Here is a 19,197-nt window from a genome sequence, read left to right on the forward strand (position 1 = left end):
CGCCCGGTTCGGGCCGGCACTCGGTGTGGGCCGGCGCCCGGTGCGGGCCGACACCCGGTTCGCTCCGGCCCGTTCGGTACTCGGTCGGTGTCCGGCCCGGCCCGACCCGTGTTCGGGCCGGGCCGGTCGGTACTCGGCCGGTCAGTCGGTCAGTTCTCGGTCCAGCAGCCCGAACAGCTCATCATCGGAGGCTGAATCCATTCCAAAGGCGGTCGCGGGATCGGTGTCCTCCGGGCCGGTGAGGCGTCCCAGGGCCGTCTTGAGGGCCCGTACGAGTCCGGCCCGCCGGTCGTCCTCGGCCCCGAGGCCGGACGCCGCGCTCACCCAGTCGCCCAGGGCGTCCGCGTCGTACACCGTCCGCTCCCCGGCGGCGCGTTCCAGCAGGTGGCCGGTGAGGTCCCTGAGGGTGGGGTGGTCGAAGAGGACGGTGGCCGGGAGCCGTGTGCCGGCCTCCGCGCCGAGCCGGTTGCGCAGCTCGATCGCGGTCAGGGAGTCGAGTCCCAGGTCGAACAGGCCCCGGTCGTCGGGGACGTGGACGCTCCGCGGCAGACCGAGCACCTCGGCGACGCACGTCCGGACGACCCCGTGGACGAGGACGCGCGCGGCCTCCGGTTCGAGGCCCGCGATCCGCTCGGTGAGCGGGACGGCCGCGGGGCCGCGGTCCGCCGCCGTCGCGCGCCGTACGGGGACGAGGTCGGCGAGCAGCGGGGGCGGGCCCCCGGGCCGGCGCGCGAGGGCCGCCGTGTCGAACCGCGCCGGGACGAGGAGGGCGGGCGCCTTCTCCCCGAGGGCGAGCGCGGTGTCGAGCAGGGCGAGTCCGTCGGCGGTCGACAGGGGACGGATGCCGAGCCGGTCGATCCTGGCCCGGGCCGCGTTGTCGAGCGAGCCCGCCATTCCGGCCGCGTCGTCGGTCTCCCACAGGCCCCAGGCCAGCGAGGTGCCGGGGAGCCCGGCGGCGGTCCGGTGCTGGGCGAGGGCGTCCAGGTGGGTGTTGGCGGCGGCGTAGCCGGCCTGGCCCGCGTTGCCGAGGACGCCGGCGACGGAGGAGAACAGCACGAACGCGGTGAGCGGCAGCCCGGCGGTGGCGCGGTGGAGGTGCGCGGCCGCGTCGGCCTTGGGCCGCAGGACGTGGTCGAGCCGTTCGTCGGTCAGGTTGGCGAGGACGGCGTCGTCGAGCGTGCCGGCCGCGTGGAAGACGGCGGTGAGCGGACGGGCGGGGTCGATCCCGGCGACGAGCCGGTCGACCGCCGCCGCGTCGGCGAGGTCGCACGCCGCGGCACGGACGTCGACGGACTCCCCTCCGGTGGCGCGCAGTTCCTCCGCGAGGGCGCGCAGGGCGGGGTCGGCGTCGCCGCGCCGGCTCGCCAGGAGCAGGCTGCGGACGCCGTACCGGCCGGCGAGGTGGCGGGCGACGGCCGAGCCGAGGGCGCCGCCCGCCCCGGTGACGAGCACCGTGCCGTCGCCGAAGGCGGGCGCGGTGCCCGCCGGCCGGGTGACGGGGGCGAGCCGGGGCCGGTGGGCGGTGCCGTGCCGGAGGGCCGTCTGGTCGGCCCCGGCGGCGAGCGCGCGCGGCAGCGCGGCGGTCGAGTCGGCGTGGCCGTCGGTGTCGACGAGGCCGATCCGGCCGGGGTGTTCGTGCTGCGCCGAGCGGACGAGTCCCCAGAGCGAGGACTCGGCGAGCCCGGTGACCGGGTCGGCCGGGTCGACCGCGACGGCGTCCCGGGTCAGTACGACCAGACGGGTGTGCTCGGGCAGGGCGAGGATCAGCTCGCGCACGGCCCGCAGGTTGGCGCGCGCGTCGCCGTGCGCGGCGACGGCGACGACGGTGTCCTCGGTCCCGTCGGGCGCGGCCACGACCGGGAAGGGAAGTTCCCCGGCGGTGGCGGGGTCGCCCAGGACGAGGGCGACCGCGCGGCCCGCCGGTCCGGCGGGTTCGAGCGGGACCTCCTTCCAGACGACCTCGTGCAGCGGGGTGCCGCTCCCCCGCCGGCCGGCGCCCAGCGCGGCCGCCGGGACCGGGCGGAGCCGGACCTCGTCGACGCCGAGCACGGGCCGGCCCAGGTCGTCGGTGACGTCCAGGGCGAAGGCCGCCGCGCCGAGGCGGCGGACGCGGGCGCGCAGCGGCCCGGAGGGCTCGGCGTACGCGCGGATCCCGTGCCAGCTGTACGGCACGTTCACATCGGTCCCGTCGGTCCCGTCGCCGCCCTCGCCGCTCCCCTCGCGGCGCAGCGCGTCGGCGAGCCACGGGTGCAGGGCGGCGTCGAGGAGGCCGGCGGCCAGGGGGTCGCCCGTGTCCACGTCCGCGTAGAGGGTGTCGCCGTCGGACCACAGGGCGAGCAGTCCTCGGAAGGCGGGGCCGTAGTCGTATCCGTGCGCGGCGAACTCCCCGTACACGTCTCCGAGTTCGACGGTCCGCGCGTGCTGCGGCCGGTCGCCCGTCCAGGCGTCCGGGGCCGTTCCCCCGGTGGCGAGCAGGGCTTCCGCGTGGAGGGTCCAGGGCGCTTCGCCGGTCCTGGCGTGGACGCGGACGGCGTCCTCGGCCACGGTGACGCGCAGCCGGGTCTCGGTGTCGGGTCCGACGACGATCGGGGCGTGCAGGGTGAGTTCGGCGAGGCCGTCCGCGTCGTGCCGCCGGGCCAGCCGGGTCAGCAGGTCGACGAGGGCGGCGGCGGGCAGCAGCGGCGAGCCGTGCAGGGCGTGGTCGGCGAGCCAGGGCTGCCGGCGGTGCGACAGGACGCCGGTGTACGCGGTCCGGCCGCCGTCGGGATCGGCGATCGCGGCGGACAGCAGCGGGTGGCCGGGGTCGTCCGCGCCGACGCCCGTCGCGGTGCCGTCGCCGCCGGCCGGGGGCAGCAGCCACAGGCGCTCCCGGGCGAACGGGTACGTGGGAAGCGGGACGGTCGCGGCGCCGGGGCCGAGCAGCGCGTGCCAGTCCCAGGCGACGCCGGCCACGTGGGCGGCGGCCACGAAGGACCAGAGCGCCGTGAGGTCGTCCTTCCGGCGGTCCAGGGACGGCACGGCCACGGCGGTGCCGAGGTCGGACTGCGCGGCCATCGCGGTGAGGGCGGCGTCCGGGCCGAGCTCCAGGAAGCGGGTGGCGCCGAGGGCGCGCAGCCGGTCGAGGGCCTCGGCGAACCGGACGGTGCCGCGCACCTGGTCGGCCCAGTGCGCCGGGGACCCGAGGACGTCCGCGCCGGCCTCGCGCGCGGTGAGCGTGGAGACCACGGTGGCGGCCGGCTCTGCGGCGGCCAGCGTGCCCAGCCGGTCCCGGAGGGCGTCGAGCATCGGTTCCATCCGGGCGGAGTGGAAGGCGTGGCTGACCGTGAGCCGCTTGGTGCGGTGGCCGCGCCCGGCGAGCAGTCCGGCGAGCTCGGCGACGGGTTCGGCGTCGCCGGAGAGGACGACCGAGCCGGGCGCGTTGACGGCGGCGACGTCCGCCCGCAGGCCGGTCTCCGCCATGAGGGCCTCGACCGTGGCGGGGTCCGCCTGGACCGCGGCCATCAGGCCGCCCCCGGGCAGTTCGCCCATGAGCCGGCCGCGGTGGACGACCAGGTGGGCGGCGTCGTCGAGGCTCAGCGCCCCGGCCGCGTGGGCCGCCGCGATCTCGCCGACGGAGTGGCCGGCGGCGAACGGCGCGGACAGGCCCCAGGAGGCGAGCAGCCGGTACAGGGCGACCTCGACCACGAACAGCGCGGGCTGGGTGTTCTCCGTCCGGTCCAGATCCAGGACCGGTTCCTGATCCTGGTCTTGGTCCTGGTCCTGGTCCTGGTCCGGCGTGGAGCCGTTGACGGCGGCGGTGACGTCCGGGCCGCCCGCGCGGAGCACCGCCTCGGCGGCCTCGTCGAAGGCCCGCGCATAGGCCGGGAACGCCTGGTGGAGCACGGTGCCCATGCCGGTCCGCTGACTGCCCTGTCCGGTGAAGAGCAGGGCGGTCTCGCCCCGCACCGGGGTGCCGGTGACGACGAGGGGGAATCCGGCGGGCTCCGGCTTCGTGCCCGCCGCGAGGTGGTCGAGCCCGGCGAGGAGTTCGGGCAGGTCACGGCCGAGGACGACGGCCCGGTGCTCGAAGGCGGTCCGGGTGGTCGCCAGGGAGAGCGCCACGTCGGCGGGGCGCGGTTCCGGCCCGTCCAGGACGTGCCGGCGCAGCCGGACGGCCTGCTCCCGCAGGGCCTCCTCGGTACGGGCGCTGAGCACCCAGGGCACGACGCGCGGGGCGGCGGCGTGCGGGGCGGTGGCGTGCGGGGCGGTGGCGTGCGGGGTGGTGGCGTGCGGGGTGGTGACGTACGGGGTGGTGACGTGCGAGGTGGTGTCGCGCAGGTCGGCGTCCTGCGCCGGGGGCTCCACGACCGGCGCCGGGGCGGGGGCGGGGGCGGGGGCGGGCTCCTCTGCCCGTTCCAGGATCACGTGGGCGTTGGTGCCGCCGATGCCGAAGGAGGAGACGGCGGCGCGGCGCGGCCCGTCGCCCCCGGGCCACGGGGTCGGGCGGGTGGGGACCCGTACCTCGCCCTCGGTCCAGTCGACGTGTTCGTTCAGGCGCTCCAGGTGGAGCGTGCCCGGGACCCGGCCGTGCCGCATGGCGAGGACCGACTTGATGATCCCGGCGACACCGGCCGCGGCCTGGGTGTGGCCGAGGTTGGACTTCACCGAGCCCATCAGGAGCGGTCCGTTCCCGGCGCGTTCGCGGCCGTAGGTGCGCAGCACCGCGCCCGCCTCCACGGGGTCGCCGAGCCGGGTGCCGGTGCCGTGCGCCTCCAGGACGTGGACGTCGCCGGGGCCGAGTCCGGCGGCGGCCAGGGCGCTGCGGATGACGCGCTCCTGGGCGGGGCCGTTGGGGGCGGTCAGCCCGTTGCTGGCCCCGTCCTGGTTGACGGCGGAGCCGCGCAGGACGGCGTGGACGCGGTGGCCGGCGCGACGGGCGTCCGACAGCCTTTCCAGGACGAGCAGGCCCGCGCCCTCGGCCCAGGCGGTGCCGTCGGCGTCGGCGGAGAAGGGCTTGCAGCGCCCGTCGGGGGCGAGTCCGCGCTGCCGGCTGAACTCGACGAACGTGGCGGGGCTCGCCATCACGGTCGCGCCGCCGGCGAGGGCGAGCGAGCACTCTCCGAGCCGCAGGGCCTGGGCGGCCTGGTGGACGGCGACGAGCGAGGAGGAGCAGGCCGTGTCGACGGTCACCGCGGGCCCCTGGAGGCCGAGGGTGTACGAGACGCGGCCGGAGGCCACGCTGCCGGCGCTGCCGCTGACGAGGTAGCCCTCCAGGTCGGCGGCCGCGCCCCGGTGCTGGTGGACCCGGGCGCCGTAGTCGGCGTACATGACGCCGACGAACACGCCGCTGTCGGTGCCGCGCAGGCTCGCGGGGTCGATGCCGGCGTCCTCGGCCGCCTCCCAGGCGGTCTGGAGCAGCAGCCGCTGCTGCGGGTCGACGGCCAGGGCCTCGCGGTGGCTGATGCCGAAGAACGCGGGGTCGAACTCGGCGGCGTCGTGCAGGAAGCCGCCGTGCCGGGTGGAGGAGGTGCCGGGGTGGTCGGGGTCGGGGTCGAAGAGGTCCGGGTCCCAGCCCCGGTCGTCCGGGAACTCGGTGATGGCGTCGGTGCCGGAGGCGAGCAGCTCCCACAGTTCGTCGGGGGTGCGGACGCCGCCGGGGAAGCGGCAGGCCATGCCGACGATCGCGATGGCGTCGTCGTCCGGGTCGGCGGCGGGTGCCGGTTCCGGGTCGGCGCCCGGGGCGTCCGGGGCGTCGGCCGGGTCCGTCAGGAGGGCGGTGGCATGGGCGGTCAGGGCGGCCGGTGTGGGGTGGTCGAAGACGACGGTTCCGGGCAGCCGGACGCCGAGGTCGGCGGTGAGCCGGTTGCGCAGTTCGACGGCCGTGAGGGAGTCGAAGCCGAGGTCGGTGAAGGGGCGGTCGGGGTCGATGACGGTGTCCGGCGCGTGTCCGAGGACGTCGGCGACGGCGGCGAGGACGATCCGGGGCACGTCGCCGCCGGTGGCCCGGGGGCCCGCGTCGCCGTCCGGCGTGCGCGGTCCGGGGGCGGCGGGGAGCCGGCGGGGGGCGGTCGCGCGGGCGTCGAGTCCGGCGGCCGTCACGACGGGCAGGTCGGCACGCAGCGCGCGGTCGAGCAGCGCGAGCGCGTCGGCGGCCGGCAGGGGCCTGATCCCGGCCCGCGCCAGGCGGGTGACGTCCCGTTCGCCGAGGTCCCCGGCGAGGCCGCCTTCGGTGTCCCACAGGCCCCAGTGGACGGTGAGCGCCGTCCGGCCGGCGCGCCGCCGTCCGTGGGCGACGGCGTCGAGCGCGGCGTTGGCGGCGCTGTAGCCGCTCTGGCCCGCGGTGCCGAGGACTCCGGCGACCGAGCCGAAGAGCACGAAGGCGTCGAGTCCGGTGTCGCGGGTCAGTTCGTCGAGGTGGCGCGCGGCGAGCGCCTTCGGCGCGAACAGGCGCCGCAGGGCGTCGGGGGTGAGCCGTTCGGCGACGGTGTCCTCGGCGATCCCGGCGGTGTGCACGACGGCGGACAGGGGCGCGTCGAGCCCGGCGAGCAGGGCCGCGAGCGCGTCGCGGTCGGCGGTGTCGCAGGCCCGGATCTCGGCCCTCGCGCCGAGCGCGGCCAGTTCGGCGGCGATCGCGTCCGCGTCCGGGTGCTCCGGGCCGCGCCGGGAGACGAGGAGCAGGGTGCGGGCTCCGTACCGGGTGACCAGGTGGCGGGCGGTGGCCCGGCCGAGGGCTCCGGTCCCGCCGGTGACGAGGACGGTGCCGCCGTCGGCGGTGCGCGGCCAGGGGGCGGGCGCGGCGTCCGGGGCGTCGGGCACGGGCGTCAGTCGCGGGACGTACGGGACGCCGTCGCGGACGGCGGCCTGCGGCAGCCGGGCCGCGATCGCGGCGAGCAGGGCGTCGTCGTGGCTGCCGTCGGTGTCGACCAGGGTGAACCGGCCGGGCTGTTCGGCCTGGGCGGCGCGGACGAGGCCCCACACGGCGGCCGTCCCGGCGCGGGCGGGTTCGCCGTCGGCGACGGCGAGGCCCCGGGTGAGGACGAGCAGCGGGCCGACGGCGTCCGAGGCGAGCCGTGCGGCGACGGCGGCCCGCGCCGCGTCGGCGGCGGCGAGCGGATCGTCTTCCGCCGTTCCGCCTTCCGCCGTCCGGTCGTCCGCCGCCCCGTCTTCCACTGCCGCGTCGACGGTGAGCACGTCGACGGTGAGCACGTCGGGGGTGCCGGGCGGGGCGGGGAGCGGTTCGACGGGCTCCCACGCCGTCCGGTACAGGTCGGACCCGGCGGGCAGCGGCCGCAGCGTCAGGCGTTCCACGGTGAGGACGGGCCGGCCGTCCGGGGCGGTCAGGTCGAGCCGGTGGACGTCGGGTCCCACGGGGGTCAGGAGGGCCGTCGCCCGGGAGGCGCCGCGCTGGTGCAGCCGGACGCCGTCGAGGGCGTACGGGACGAGGCGGGGGCCGCCGGGCGCGTGCAGCGGCAGGACGTGCAGGGCCGCGTCGAGCAGCGCCGGGTGGATCCCGAAGGAGCCGGCGGTGCCGTGGAGGGCGGGCGGGAGTTCGGCCTCGGCCCGCAGGGCGCCGGTGGCGTCGCGGTGGGCGGCGGCCAGGCCCTGGAAGGCGGGCCCGTAGCCGTAGCCGGCGTCGTCGAGCAGGCGGTAGGTCGCGGCGCGGTCGCCCGGGTCGATCCGGTCTCCGGCGGGCGCGCCCGGGGCGGGCCCGGCGGGGACGGGGTCGTCGGTGAGCCGGGCGGTGGCGTGGACGGTCCACGTCCCGTCGGCGGCCCTGGCCCGTACGGTGAGCTCTCCGTCGGCGTCGACGGCGACCTGGAGGGGCGCGTCGGCGGCGGGGTCGAGCTCCAGCGGGGACCGGACGAGGAAGTCGCGGAGCGTGGGCCGGCCGAGGACGCGACCGGCCGCCAGGGCGAGTTCGGCGAGGGCCGCCGCGGGGACGAGGGTCCGGCCGTCGATCCGGTGGTCGGCCAGCCAGGGCCGCCGCCGGGACGACAGCGATCCGGTGAACAGCGTGCTGCCGTCGGGCAGTTCGGTCGCCCCGGCGAGGAGCGGGTGCCGGGCGTCGTCGAGGCCGTACGCGTCGGCGCCGCCGTTCTCCTCGGGCACGTCGAGCCAGTAGCGGCGGGTCTCGAAGGGGTACGAGGGCAGGTCGACGATCCCGGCGCCGGGAAGGTCCGGGACGAGGTCGACGTCGACGCCCGCGACGTGGAGGCGGCTCAGCGCGGCCCGTACGGTGTCGCGTTCGGGGGTGCCGGGGCGCAGGAGGGGCACGGCCACGACGCGGTCCGCCCCGCCGTCCCCGGCGAGGGCGGTCAGGGTGCCGTCGGGGCCGAGTTCGGCGAACCGGGTCACGCCGAGCCCGGTGGCCGTGCGCACGGCGTCGGCGAACCGCACGGGGCGCCGGATCTGGCGCACCCAGTAGTCGGGGGCGGTCAGTTCCAGCGGGTCGGCGACCTCGCCGGTGACGGTGGAGACGACCGGGAGGCGCGGGGCGGAGAAGGAGAGCGCGGTGGCGACGGCGCGGAACTCGTCGAGGACGTCGTCCATGTGCGCCGAGTGGAAGGCGTGGCCGACCTTGAGCCGGGAGGCCTTGTGCCCGGTCTCCTTCCAGTGCCGGACGAGCCGGTCGACGGCGTCGGCGTCCCCGGACAGGACGACGGAGTCCGGTCCGTTGACGGCGGCGAGCTCGACCGCGCCGTCCGACGCGGCGACGAGTCCGGCCGCCTGTTCCTCCGTCGCGGCGAAGGCGGCCATGGCCCCGCCCTCCCGGGCGGACTGCATGAGCCGGCCGCGCGCGGCCACGAGGGCGGCCGCGTCGGGCAGGTCGAGCACCCCTGCGACGTGCGCGGCGGCGAGTTCGCCGACCGAGTGCCCGACGACGAAGTCCGGCCGCAGGCCGTGGGACTCGGCGAGCCGGAAGAGCGCGACCTCGACGGCGAACAGCGCGGGCTGGGCGTACCGCGTCTCCCGCAGCGCCCCGTCCGCCCCGGTGACCAGGTCGCGCAGCGCGATGCCGAGGAGCGGGTCGAGGTGGGCGGCGACGGCGTCGAACGCGGCGGCGTACACCGGGGACGCGGCGAGCAGTTCGGCGCCCATGCCGGTGCGCTGGGAGCCCTGCCCGGAGAAGAGGAACGCCAGCCGTCCGTCGGGTTCGGCGCGGCCGGTGACCGCCCCGGGGTGCCGTCGGCCGTCCCGTACGGCCGCGAGGGCGGCCAGGACGTCCCCGTCCGCGTCCACGACGGCCCGGTGGTCGAACCGGGCCCGGCGGGCGAGCGTGTGGGCGACGTCGGAGGTGCGCGGGGCGGTGTCCCGCGTGAGGACGTCGTGCAGCGCGGCGGCGTGGGCGCGCAGCGCCGGCTCGGTCCGCGCGCTCAGCACGAGCGGCGCGGCGGGTACGGAGTCGGAATCGGGGGCGGTGGATCCTGCGCCGTCGGGGGCCTGTTCGAGGATGACGTGGCTGTTGGTGCCGCTGATCCCGAACGAGGACACTCCCGCCCGGCGCGGACGACCGCGCTCGGGCCACACCTCCTGCTCCCCCAGGAGCCGGACTCCCGACCCCTCCCACTCCACGAACGGCGACGGCTCCTCGGCGTGCAAGGTCCGGGGCAACACCCCTTCCCGCAACGCCATCACCGTCTTGATCACCCCACCCACACCGGCGGCCGCCTGCGCGTGCCCGATGTTCGACTTCAACGACCCGAGCAACAGAGGCACTTCACGATCCCCGCCATAAGCAGAGATCAACGCCTGCGCCTCGATCGGATCACCCAACCGCGTCCCGGTCCCATGCGCCTCCACCGCGTCCACGTCCGAAGGAACCAGACCCGCGTCCGCCAGCGCCCGACCGATCACCTCCTCCTGAGCACGCCCGTTCGGCGCCGTCAGACCGTTCGACGCACCGTCCTGGTTCACCGCCGAACCCGCCACCACCGCGAGCACCCGATGACCCTCACGACGTGCCTTCGACAACCGCTCCACGACCAGCATTCCCGCGCCCTCGGCCCAGCCGGTGCCGTCGGCACCCGCGCCGAAGGCGCGGCAGCGCCCGTCGGCGGACAGGCCGCGCTGCCGGGAGAACTCCACGAAGGTGCCCGGGGTGGACATGACGGCGACGCCTCCGGCGAGCGCCACGGAGCACTCGCCCGACCGGACCGACCGGACCGCCAGGTCCAGCGCCACCAGCGACGACGAGCACGCCGTGTCCACCGTCAGCGCGGGCCCCCGCAACCCCAGCACGTACGCGATGCGGCCCGAGGCCACGCTGGACTGGTTGCCCGCCAGGAGCAGGCCCTCGACGTCCTCGGGGGCCGTGCGCAGGCGTGCCGCGTAGTCGTCGTACATGGCGCCGACGAAGACGCCGGTGTCGGAGTCCTTGAGGTCGTACGGGTCGATGCCGGCCCGCTCCAGGGCCTCCCAGGTGATCTGGAGCAGCAGCCGCTGCTGCGGGTCGGTGGCGAGCGCCTCGCGCGGGCTCATGCCGAAGAAGTCGGCGTCGAACTCGGCGGCGTCGTGGAGGAATCCGCCGCGCCGGGTGTACGTGGTGCCCTTGTGGTCGGGATCGGGGTCGTACAGCTTCTCCAGGTCCCAGCCCCGGTCCTCGGGGAAGCCTCCGGTGGCGTCGACGCCGTCGGCGACCAGGCGCCACAGGTCCTCCGGCGAGGCCACGCCCCCCGGGAACTGGCACCCCATGCCCACGATGACCACCGGATCGTCGTCGGCCCGCTCCCGGACGACCGCCACGGCGTTCTCCGGCGCGTCCGCGGTGAGCGAGGCGTGCAGGTGGCCGGCGAGTCCGGCGATCGTGGGGTACTCGAAGACGACGGTGGCGGGCAGGGCGAGGCCGGTGAGCCGGCCGAGCCGGTTGCGGAGTTCGACGGCGGTCAGGGAGTCGAAGCCGAGTTCCTTGAAGGGCCGGTCCGCTCCGACGTCCCCGGTCCCGTCGTGTCCGAGGACGAGCGCGGCCTGTTCGCGCAGCAGCGCGGTGAGCGTGCGCAGCCGCTCGTGGGCCGGGACGGCGGCGAGCCGGTCGGCCCACGCGCCGCCGCCCGGGCCTGCCGTGCGCCGGGCGGCCGCGGGCACGCGCACCAGGGCGCCGAACACCGGGCGGAGCCGGCCGTCCGCCGCCTCCTGGCGCAGCAGGCCCTCGTCGAGCGGGGAGACGATCGTGTGCGGCCGTTCCGCCGCGAACAGGGCGTCCAGACCGGCTTCGGTCGCGACGGGCCCGACGCCGTACCGGGCGAGCCGGGCCCGGTCGGCGGCGCCGAGGTGCCCGGTCATGGCCCCGGTCTCCTCCCACAGGCCCCACGCGAGGGAGACGGCGGGCAGGCCGAGGTCGCGGCGGTGGGCGGCGAGGGCGTCGAGGAAGGCGTTGCCCGCGGCGTAGTTGGCCTGGCCGGGCACGCCGGCGACGGCCACGGCCGAGGAGAACAGCGCGAACGCGTCGAGCGGCAGCTCCGCGGTGAGCTCGTGCAGCAGCCAGGCGGCGTCGACCTTGGGCCGCAGCACGTCGGCCAGCCGCTCGGGGGTGAGCTCGGTGACGGTGGCGTCGGCGAGCACCCCGGCCGTGTGGACGACCGCGCGCAGCGGACGGTCGGCGGGTACGGCGGCGAGCAGCCGCGCCAGGGCGTCGCGGTCCGTCACGTCGCAGGCGGCGACGGTCGTCGGGGCGCCGGCCGCGCGGAGTTCGGCGGCCAGGTCGTCCGCGCCCGGCGCGTCCGGTCCGGTGCGGCTGACCAGCAGCAGGTGCGGGGGCCTCGGCCGCGCCGCGAGCCGGCGGGCGACGAGCGCGCCGAGTGCTCCCGTACCGCCGGTGACGAGGACGGTGCCGTCCCCGTCCGGGGCGGGCGGGGAGGCCGGGGCGAGGTCGTGGACGGCGAGGCGGGGCACGTGGATCCGGCCGTCGCGGAGCGCGGACTCGGGTTCGCCGTGGTCGCCGGCGAGGAGGGCGGCCGGGGCCGGTCCGTCGGTCTCGACGAGCGCGAAGCGGCCGGGGTGTTCGGCGGCGGCGGTGCGCAGGAGGCCGCGTACGGGGGCGGCGGCCAGGTCCCCGGTCCTGATCACGACGTGCAGGGGGACCTCGTGCAGGTCCGGTGTGGCGATCCAGTGCTGGAGGAGGGCGAGGACGGCGGCGGCGAGCGCGTGGGCGCGGGCGGGGACGGCGCGGGGGCCCGGGTCGGTGCCGTCGGTGGTGCCGGTGACGGGGACGAGTACGGCCGTGGGCGGCGTGGCGCGGTGCAGCAGCGCCTCGGTGTCCGGGACGGTCTCCGCGTCGGTGACGAGGCCGGTGTCGCCGAGTCCGGCGAGAACGAGGGGGGTGCCCGTGGCCGGGCCCGCGAGGGGCAGCTCGGGCCAGTCGAGGTGGTGGGCGGTGGTCCCGGCCGCCGGGCGGCCGGCGAGTTCGGCGCGGCCGACCGGCCGGAACGCCAGCGAGTCGACCTCCGCGACCGGGTTCCCGTGGACGTCGGCCAGGGTGAGGCGGAACCGGGCGTCGGCGAGCGGTTCGATCCGTACGCGCAGCCGGTCGGCGTCGGCGGCCGCGGCCGCGTCGGTGATCCGCAGTCCCTCGAACGCGAAGGGCAGCAAAGGTCGTTCCGGGTCCGTGCCGTGCGTCCCGACGAGTCCGGCGACGACCGGGTGCAGGGCGGCGTCGAGCAGTGCCGGGTGGAGCGCGAAGCCCGCGCGGGGCGCGGTGCCGTCCCCGTCGGACAGGCCGGGGTCGAGCTCGGCGTACAGCACTCCGTCGGCGGTACGGCGGGCGGTCGCGAGGCCCTGGAAGGCGGGGCCGTAGTCGTAGCCGAGCCGGAACAGGCCGGCGTAGACGTCGTCGAGGGCGACGGGTTCCGCGTCGGCGGGCGGGGTCGCGGGGACCGCCGGCGCCGCGGCCGGGCCGGCCGCGCGCAGGGTCGCCGAGGCGTGCAGGGTCCACGGGGCGGCGTCGTCGGGCCGCGCGTGCACGGTCACCTCGCGCGCTCCGGTGGCGTCGGCGGGTGCGACGCGTACCTGGAGCGCCGTGGGGCGGTCCGGGTCGGGGACGAGGGGGGTGCGGACGGTCAGGTCCGCCACCGTCGGCAGGTCCACGGCGGCGCCCGCGTGGAGGACCAGTTCGGCGAAGGCGGTGCCCGGGACGAGGACGGTGCCGAAGACGCTGTGGTCCGTGAGCCACGGCTGTGCGCGCAGGTCGATCCGGCCGGTGAACAGCGCCGCTCCGTCGGCGAGTTCGACGCGGGCGCCGAGCAGCGGGTGGGCGTCGGCGGTGAGGCCGGGCAGGGCCGTGGCCGCGGGCCCGCCGGACGGGACGAGCCAGTGGCGGTCGGCGGCGAAGCGGTACGTCAGCGGGAGGTCCGGCGCGGTCGCGGGGACGGCCCAGTCGACGGGCGCGCCGCCGAGGTGCGCGGCGGCCAGGGAGCGCCGGAACGTGTCCGGGCCGCCGTGGTCGCGGCGCAGGGTGCCGCCGGTGAAGGCGGTGACGCCGCGCTCGGCGAGGATCTCCTCGACGGCAAAGGTGAGGACGGGATGGGGGCTGATCTCGACGAAGCGCCGGTGCCCGGAGTCGACCAGGCTACCGACGGCGGTCTCGAACCGCACGGTCTCGCGCAGGTTGCGGTACCAGTACCCGGCGTCGAGGGCGTCCGTGGCGACCGGGCCGCCGGTCACGGCGGAGTAGAACGCGGTCCCGGCCGTGCCCGGCGTCAGACCGGCCCCGAGTTCCAGCAGGTGGTCGCGCAGCGGCTCGACGTAACGGGTGTGCGAGGCGTAGTCGACGGGGATGCGGCGGGCGCGCACCCCCCGCTCCTCGCACCAGGCCAGAAGCGCGCCGAGGGCGCTGTCGCCGCCGGCGACCACGGTGGCGCGGGGCCCGTTGAGCACCGCGATCTCCAGCTCGTCCGGGTGCTCGGCGAGTACGGGGGCGAGGCCGTCGGCGTCGAGGGCGACGGAGACCATGCCGCTGTCGCCGGCGATGCCGGTCAGGGCGCGGCTGCGCAGGGTGACGAGCTTCGCCGCGTCCGCGAGGGAGAGCGCGCCCGCGACGTGCGCGGCGGCGATCTCGCCCTGGGAGTGCCCGACGACGGCGTCGGGCACGACGCCGGCCGACCGCCACAGTCCGGCGAGGGCGACCATCACGGCGAAGAGGACCGGCTGGACGACGTCGACCCGGTCGAGGCCGGGGGCGTCGGGGGCGCCGTGCAGCACGTCGAGCAGGGACCAGTCGGTGTGCGGGGCGAACGCGTCGGCGCAGGCCTCGATCCCGGCCCGGAACACGGGGCTGGAGCCGAGGAGTTCACGGGCCATGCCGCTCCATTGGGAGCCCTGCCCGGGGAAGACGAACACGGTCCGTCCGGCGGCCCGTTCGCCGGTGATCAGGGCGTCGTGGACCTCTCCGGCGGCGAGCGCGCGCAGGGCGGCGGGGAGTCGGCCCGGGTCGCCGTCGACCGGGACCGCCGCGCCGTGGGCGTGGCGGGCGCGCCGGACGAGGGCGGCGGCGAGCGCGTGCGCGTCGGTGTCGGGGTGGGCACGCAGGTGGTCGGCGAGCGCGGCGGCCTGGCGGCGCAACGCGGCCGGGGTGTTGCCGGAGAGCAGGACGGGCGGGGCCGGACGGTCGGGGGCGGTGCCGGGCCGGTCGGGCGACGGTCCGGGCTCGACGGGCCCGACGTGATCGGGGCGACCGGGATGGTCAGCGTGATCCACGTACTCCGGAGCCTGTTCGAGGATGACGTGGCTGTTGGTGCCGCTGATCCCGAACGAGGACACCCCGGCCCGGCGCGGACGACCGCGCTCGGGCCACACCTCCTGCTCCCCCAGGAGCCGGACTCCCGACCCCTCCCACTCCACGAACGGCGACGGCTCCTCGGCGTGCAAGGTCCGGGGCAACACCCCTTCCCGCAACGCCATCACCGTCTTGATCACCCCACCCACACCGGCGGCCGCCTGCGCGTGCCCGATGTTCGACTTCAACGACCCGAGCAACAGAGGCACTTCACGATCCCCGCCATAAGCAGAGATCAACGCCTGCGCCTCGATCGGATCACCCAACCGCGTCCCGGTGCCATGCGCCTCCACCGCGTCCACGTCCGAAGGAACCAGACCCGCGTCCGCCAGCGCCCGACCGATCACCTCCTCCTGAGCACGCCCGTTCGGCGCCGTCAGACCGTTCGACGCACCGTCCTGGTTCACCGCCGAACCCGCCACCACCGCGAGCACCCGATGACCCTCACGACGCGCCTTCGACAACCGCTCGACCACGAGTACGCCGACGCCCTCCGCCCAGCCGGTGCCACTGGCACCAGACGCGAAGGCGCGGCACCGGCCGTCCTGCGACAGGCCGCGCTGGCGCGAGAACTCCACGAACATCCCGGGCGACGCCATCACGGCCACACCGCCGGCGAGCGCCACGGAGCATTCGCCGGACCGGACCGACCGGACCGCCAGGTCCAGGGCCACCAGCGACGACGAGCACGCCGTGTCCACCGTCAGCGCCGGTCCCCGCAGCCCCAGTACGTACGCGATGCGGCCCGAGGCCACGCTGATGGTGGAGCCGGTGAGGAGGTAGCCGTCGGAGCCCGCGCCGCCCTCGTGGAGCCGGGGCGCGTAGTCGGAGGCGGTCGCCCCGACGAAGACGCCGGTGTCGGAGTCCTTGAGGCCGTGCGGGTCGATGCCGGCCCGCTCCAGGGCCTCCCAGGAGGTCTGGAGCAGCAGCCGCTGCTGCGGGTCGAGGGCGAGTGCCTCGCGCGGGCTGATGCCGAAGAACTCGGCGTCGAACTCGGCGGCCGTGTCGAGGAATCCGCCGTGCCGGGTGGTGGACGTGCCGGGGCGGTCGGGGTCGTCGGCGAAGAGGGAGTCGAGGTTCCAGCCCCGGTCGGTGGGGAACGGACCGATGGCGTCGACGCCGTCGGTGACCAGGCGCCACAGGTCCTCCGGCGAGGCCACGCCCCCCGGGAACCGGCACCCCATGCCCACGATGACCACCGGATCGTCGTCGGCCCGCTGCCCGGCGGCCGCCACGGGCTTCGCGGCCCGCACGGGCTTCGCGGCCTTCCCCGGAACGTCCGCGTCGGTGCGGAGCAGGTCGAGCAGGGCCTCGGTCGTCGGGTGGGCGAACAGGGCCGCGGCCGGCAGTTCCGTGCCCAGGGCGGTGTCGAGCCGGTCGCGGAGTTCGACCAGGCCGAGGGAGTCGATGCCGAGGTCCTTGAAGGTGGCGGTGCGGTCGAGGCGCGCCGGGTCGGCGAAGCCGAGCACGGCGGCGACCTCTTCGACGACCCGCTGTTCGAGCCGGAGGTCGACGACGGACACGGGCGCGGAATCCTTCGCGGGGGCGACCGGAGCCTCGGAGCCCGGGGCGGTGGCATCCGCGTCCCGGCCGGGGCCGAAATCAGGGCCGGGGCCGGGGCCGAGGTCGAGGTCGGGGCCGAGGTCGAGCCAGTGGCGCTCCCGCTGGAAGGGGTACGTGGGCAGCTCCGGGCGGGGGCCGCCGGGCGGGGCCACGGCGTCCCAGTCCGGGTCGGCCCCGGCGGTGAAGAGCCGGCCGAGGGCGGCGGCGGGCGCGTCGTCCTTGCCGAGGACGGGCACGAACGTCGCCGCGCGGCCGGTGACCTCCCGGCCGAGCGCGCTGAGCGTCGTCCCGGGGCCCGCCTCCAGGAGGACGGTCGCGCCGAGGTCCGTCAGCCGGCGGACGGCCGCGTCGAACCGGACCGGTCGGCGCGCGTGCTCCACCCAGTAGTCGGCGTCGGTGGTCGTGACGAGGTCGCCGGTCACCGTCGAGACGAAGGGGATGCGGGCGGGCCGAAAGGCGATTCCGGACAGGGTGCGGCGGAACTCGTCCAGCATCGGTTCCATGAGCGGCGAGTGGAAGGCGTGGCTGACGTCGAGCCTGCGGTGCCGCAGGCCGCGTTCGGCCGCGCGCGCGGCAATCTCGTCGAGCGCGGCGGTCTCGCCCGAGAGGACCACCGACGCCGGGCCGTTGACGGCGGCGACGGCGACGGTGCCGGCGGTGTGCGCGAGCAGTTCGGCGGCGGTCTCCTCGGTGGCGCCGACCGCCAGCATGCCGCCGCCCCCGGAGAGCGCGTCCATCAACCGGCCGCGTGCGGCGATGAGTTCGGCGGCACGGTCGAGGTCGAGGACGTCCGCGACGTGCGCGGCGGCGACCTCGCCGATCGAGTGCCCGGCGACGAAGGCGGGTTCGAGGCCCGTCGAGGCCAGCCAGCGGTAGGTGGCGACCTCGACGGCGAACAGCGCGGGCTGGGTGAAGGCGGTGCGGCCGAGGAGGGCCGCCTCCTCCGTGCCCGGCTCGGCCCGGATCACGTCCTCGATCCGGCGCGGGAGGTACGGGGCGAGCGCCTCGGCGGCCTCGTCGAACGCGGCCCGCCAGACCGGGGACTCGGCGTGGGCGCGGAGTCCCATGCCGAGCCGCTGGCTGCCCTGGCCGGGGAAGAGCACGGCCGGGCCCGTCCCGGCGGGCGCGGCGTCCGTCCCGGGGCCCGCGCCCGGTGCGGCGACCGTGCCGGTGACGACGCCCGCGGAGGCGCGGCCGGCGGCGAGGGCCGCGAGCCCGGCGCGGACGTCGCCGGTCACGGCGGCACGGTGCTCGAAGGCGGTACGGGTGGTGGCGAGGGCGCGGGCCAGGCCGAGCGGCACCCCGCCCTCGCGCTCGATCAGCGCGGCGGTCCGGGCGGCCTGTTCGCGCAGCGCGGCCGGGGTGCGGGCGCTGAGCACCAGGGGCAGGACCGGCTCCGCACCGGGCGCCTCGGGATCGGGCGCCTCGGAGCCGGGCGCCTCGGGATCGGCGGAGGCCCCGGCCCCGACGAGTACCAAGGCCTCGGCCCGTACCGGAGTCCCCGCGACGGCCGACGGCCCGCCCCCACCGGCCGGCGCCGGAGGCTCGGCGACCACGACGTGGCAGTTGGTGCCGCCCATGCCGAAGGAGCTGACGCCCGCGAGGAGCCGTTCGCCGGCGCGCGGCCAGGCGCCGGGCTCGGTGCGGACGGCGAGGCGCAGCCCGTCCAGGTCGATGTCGGGGTGGGGCTCGGCGTGGTTGAGCGTCGCCGGCAGTTCGCGGCGCGCGACCCCGAGGACGGTCTTGAGCAGTCCCGCGATGCCGGCCGCGCCCTCCAGGTGGCCGATGTTGGTCTTGACCGAGCCGACCTCCAGGACCGGCCGGTCCTCGGCGCCGTCCCGCGCGAGGCCGAGTCCGCGGGCCTCCAGCGGGTCGCCCACCGGGGTCCCGGTGCCGTGGAGTTCGACGTACTGGAGCGTCTCGGGCGCCACTCCGGCGGCGGCGCAGGCGCGCCGGACCACGTCGGCCTGCGCCTCGGGGCTGGGCACGGTGAGGCCGTCGGTCGCGCCGTCGTTGTTGACGGCGCTCCCGAGGAGGACGGCGTGGACGCGGTCGCCGTCCGCGAGGGCGGCGTCGAGCGGCTTGAGCAGGACGAGGCCGGCGCCCTCGCCGCGCACGTATCCGTTGGCGCGGCGGTCGAAGGTGTAGCAGTGGCCGTCCGGCGAGAGTCCGCCGAAGCGGGCGACGGCCGCGGTGGAGGCGGGGTCCACGATCAGGTTGACGCCGCCGGCGAGGGCGAGCGCGGACTCGCCGCGCCGCAGGCTCTCGCAGGCGAGGTGGACGGCGACGAGGGAGGAGGACTGCGCGGTGTCGACGGCGATGCTGGGTCCGCGCAGTCCGAGCACGTAGGAGACGCGGTTGGCGAGGATGCCCCGGGTGGTGCCGGTCAGGGTGTGGCGGCCGGGCCCGGTGCGGCGGGCGAGGGCGGCGTACTCGTCGGCGAGCGAGCCGACGAAGACGCCGGTGGCGGTGGAGCGCAGCGCGGCGGGCAGGACGCCGGCGTGTTCCAGCGCCTCCCAGGCCAGTTCGAGGACGAGGCGCTGCTGCGGGTCCACGGCGGCCGCCTCGCGCGGCGAGATGCCGAAGAAGGCGGGGTCGAACCCGTCGACGGACTCCAGGTACCCGCCGTACCGGACGCCGGGGTGACCGCCGGCCAGTTCGGCGACGGAGCCCGGTCCGGACGCCGGTCCGGCGCGGTCCTCGGGCACGTCCCGGACGGCGCTGCGTCCTTCGCGCAGGAGGTGCCAGAAGGCCTCGGGGTCGGGGGCCCCGGGCAGCCGGCAGGCCAGGCCGATCACCGCGATCGGGGCGACCGGCCCGGCCGTGGCGGTCGTGGTCCTCGGGGTTCCCTGCGTGTCGTTGCCCTTGCCGCTCAACTACAGCCTCAC

Annotated in this window: 1 protein-coding gene; it reads right to left on the reverse strand. The window is 77.2% G+C overall.

Features of this window, described 5'->3' with window-relative positions; translation table 11 throughout:
• Positions 1-141: 141 nt before the first annotated feature.
• On the reverse strand, positions 142-19,185 hold the full coding sequence (locus tag ACWGSR_RS23070; protein ID WP_453568578.1) for an SDR family NAD(P)-dependent oxidoreductase: 19,044 nt from the start codon (positions 19,183-19,185) through the stop codon (positions 142-144).
• Positions 19,186-19,197 lie beyond the last annotated feature (12 nt).

This window comes from Streptomyces sp. NPDC055632 (assembly GCF_053618675.1).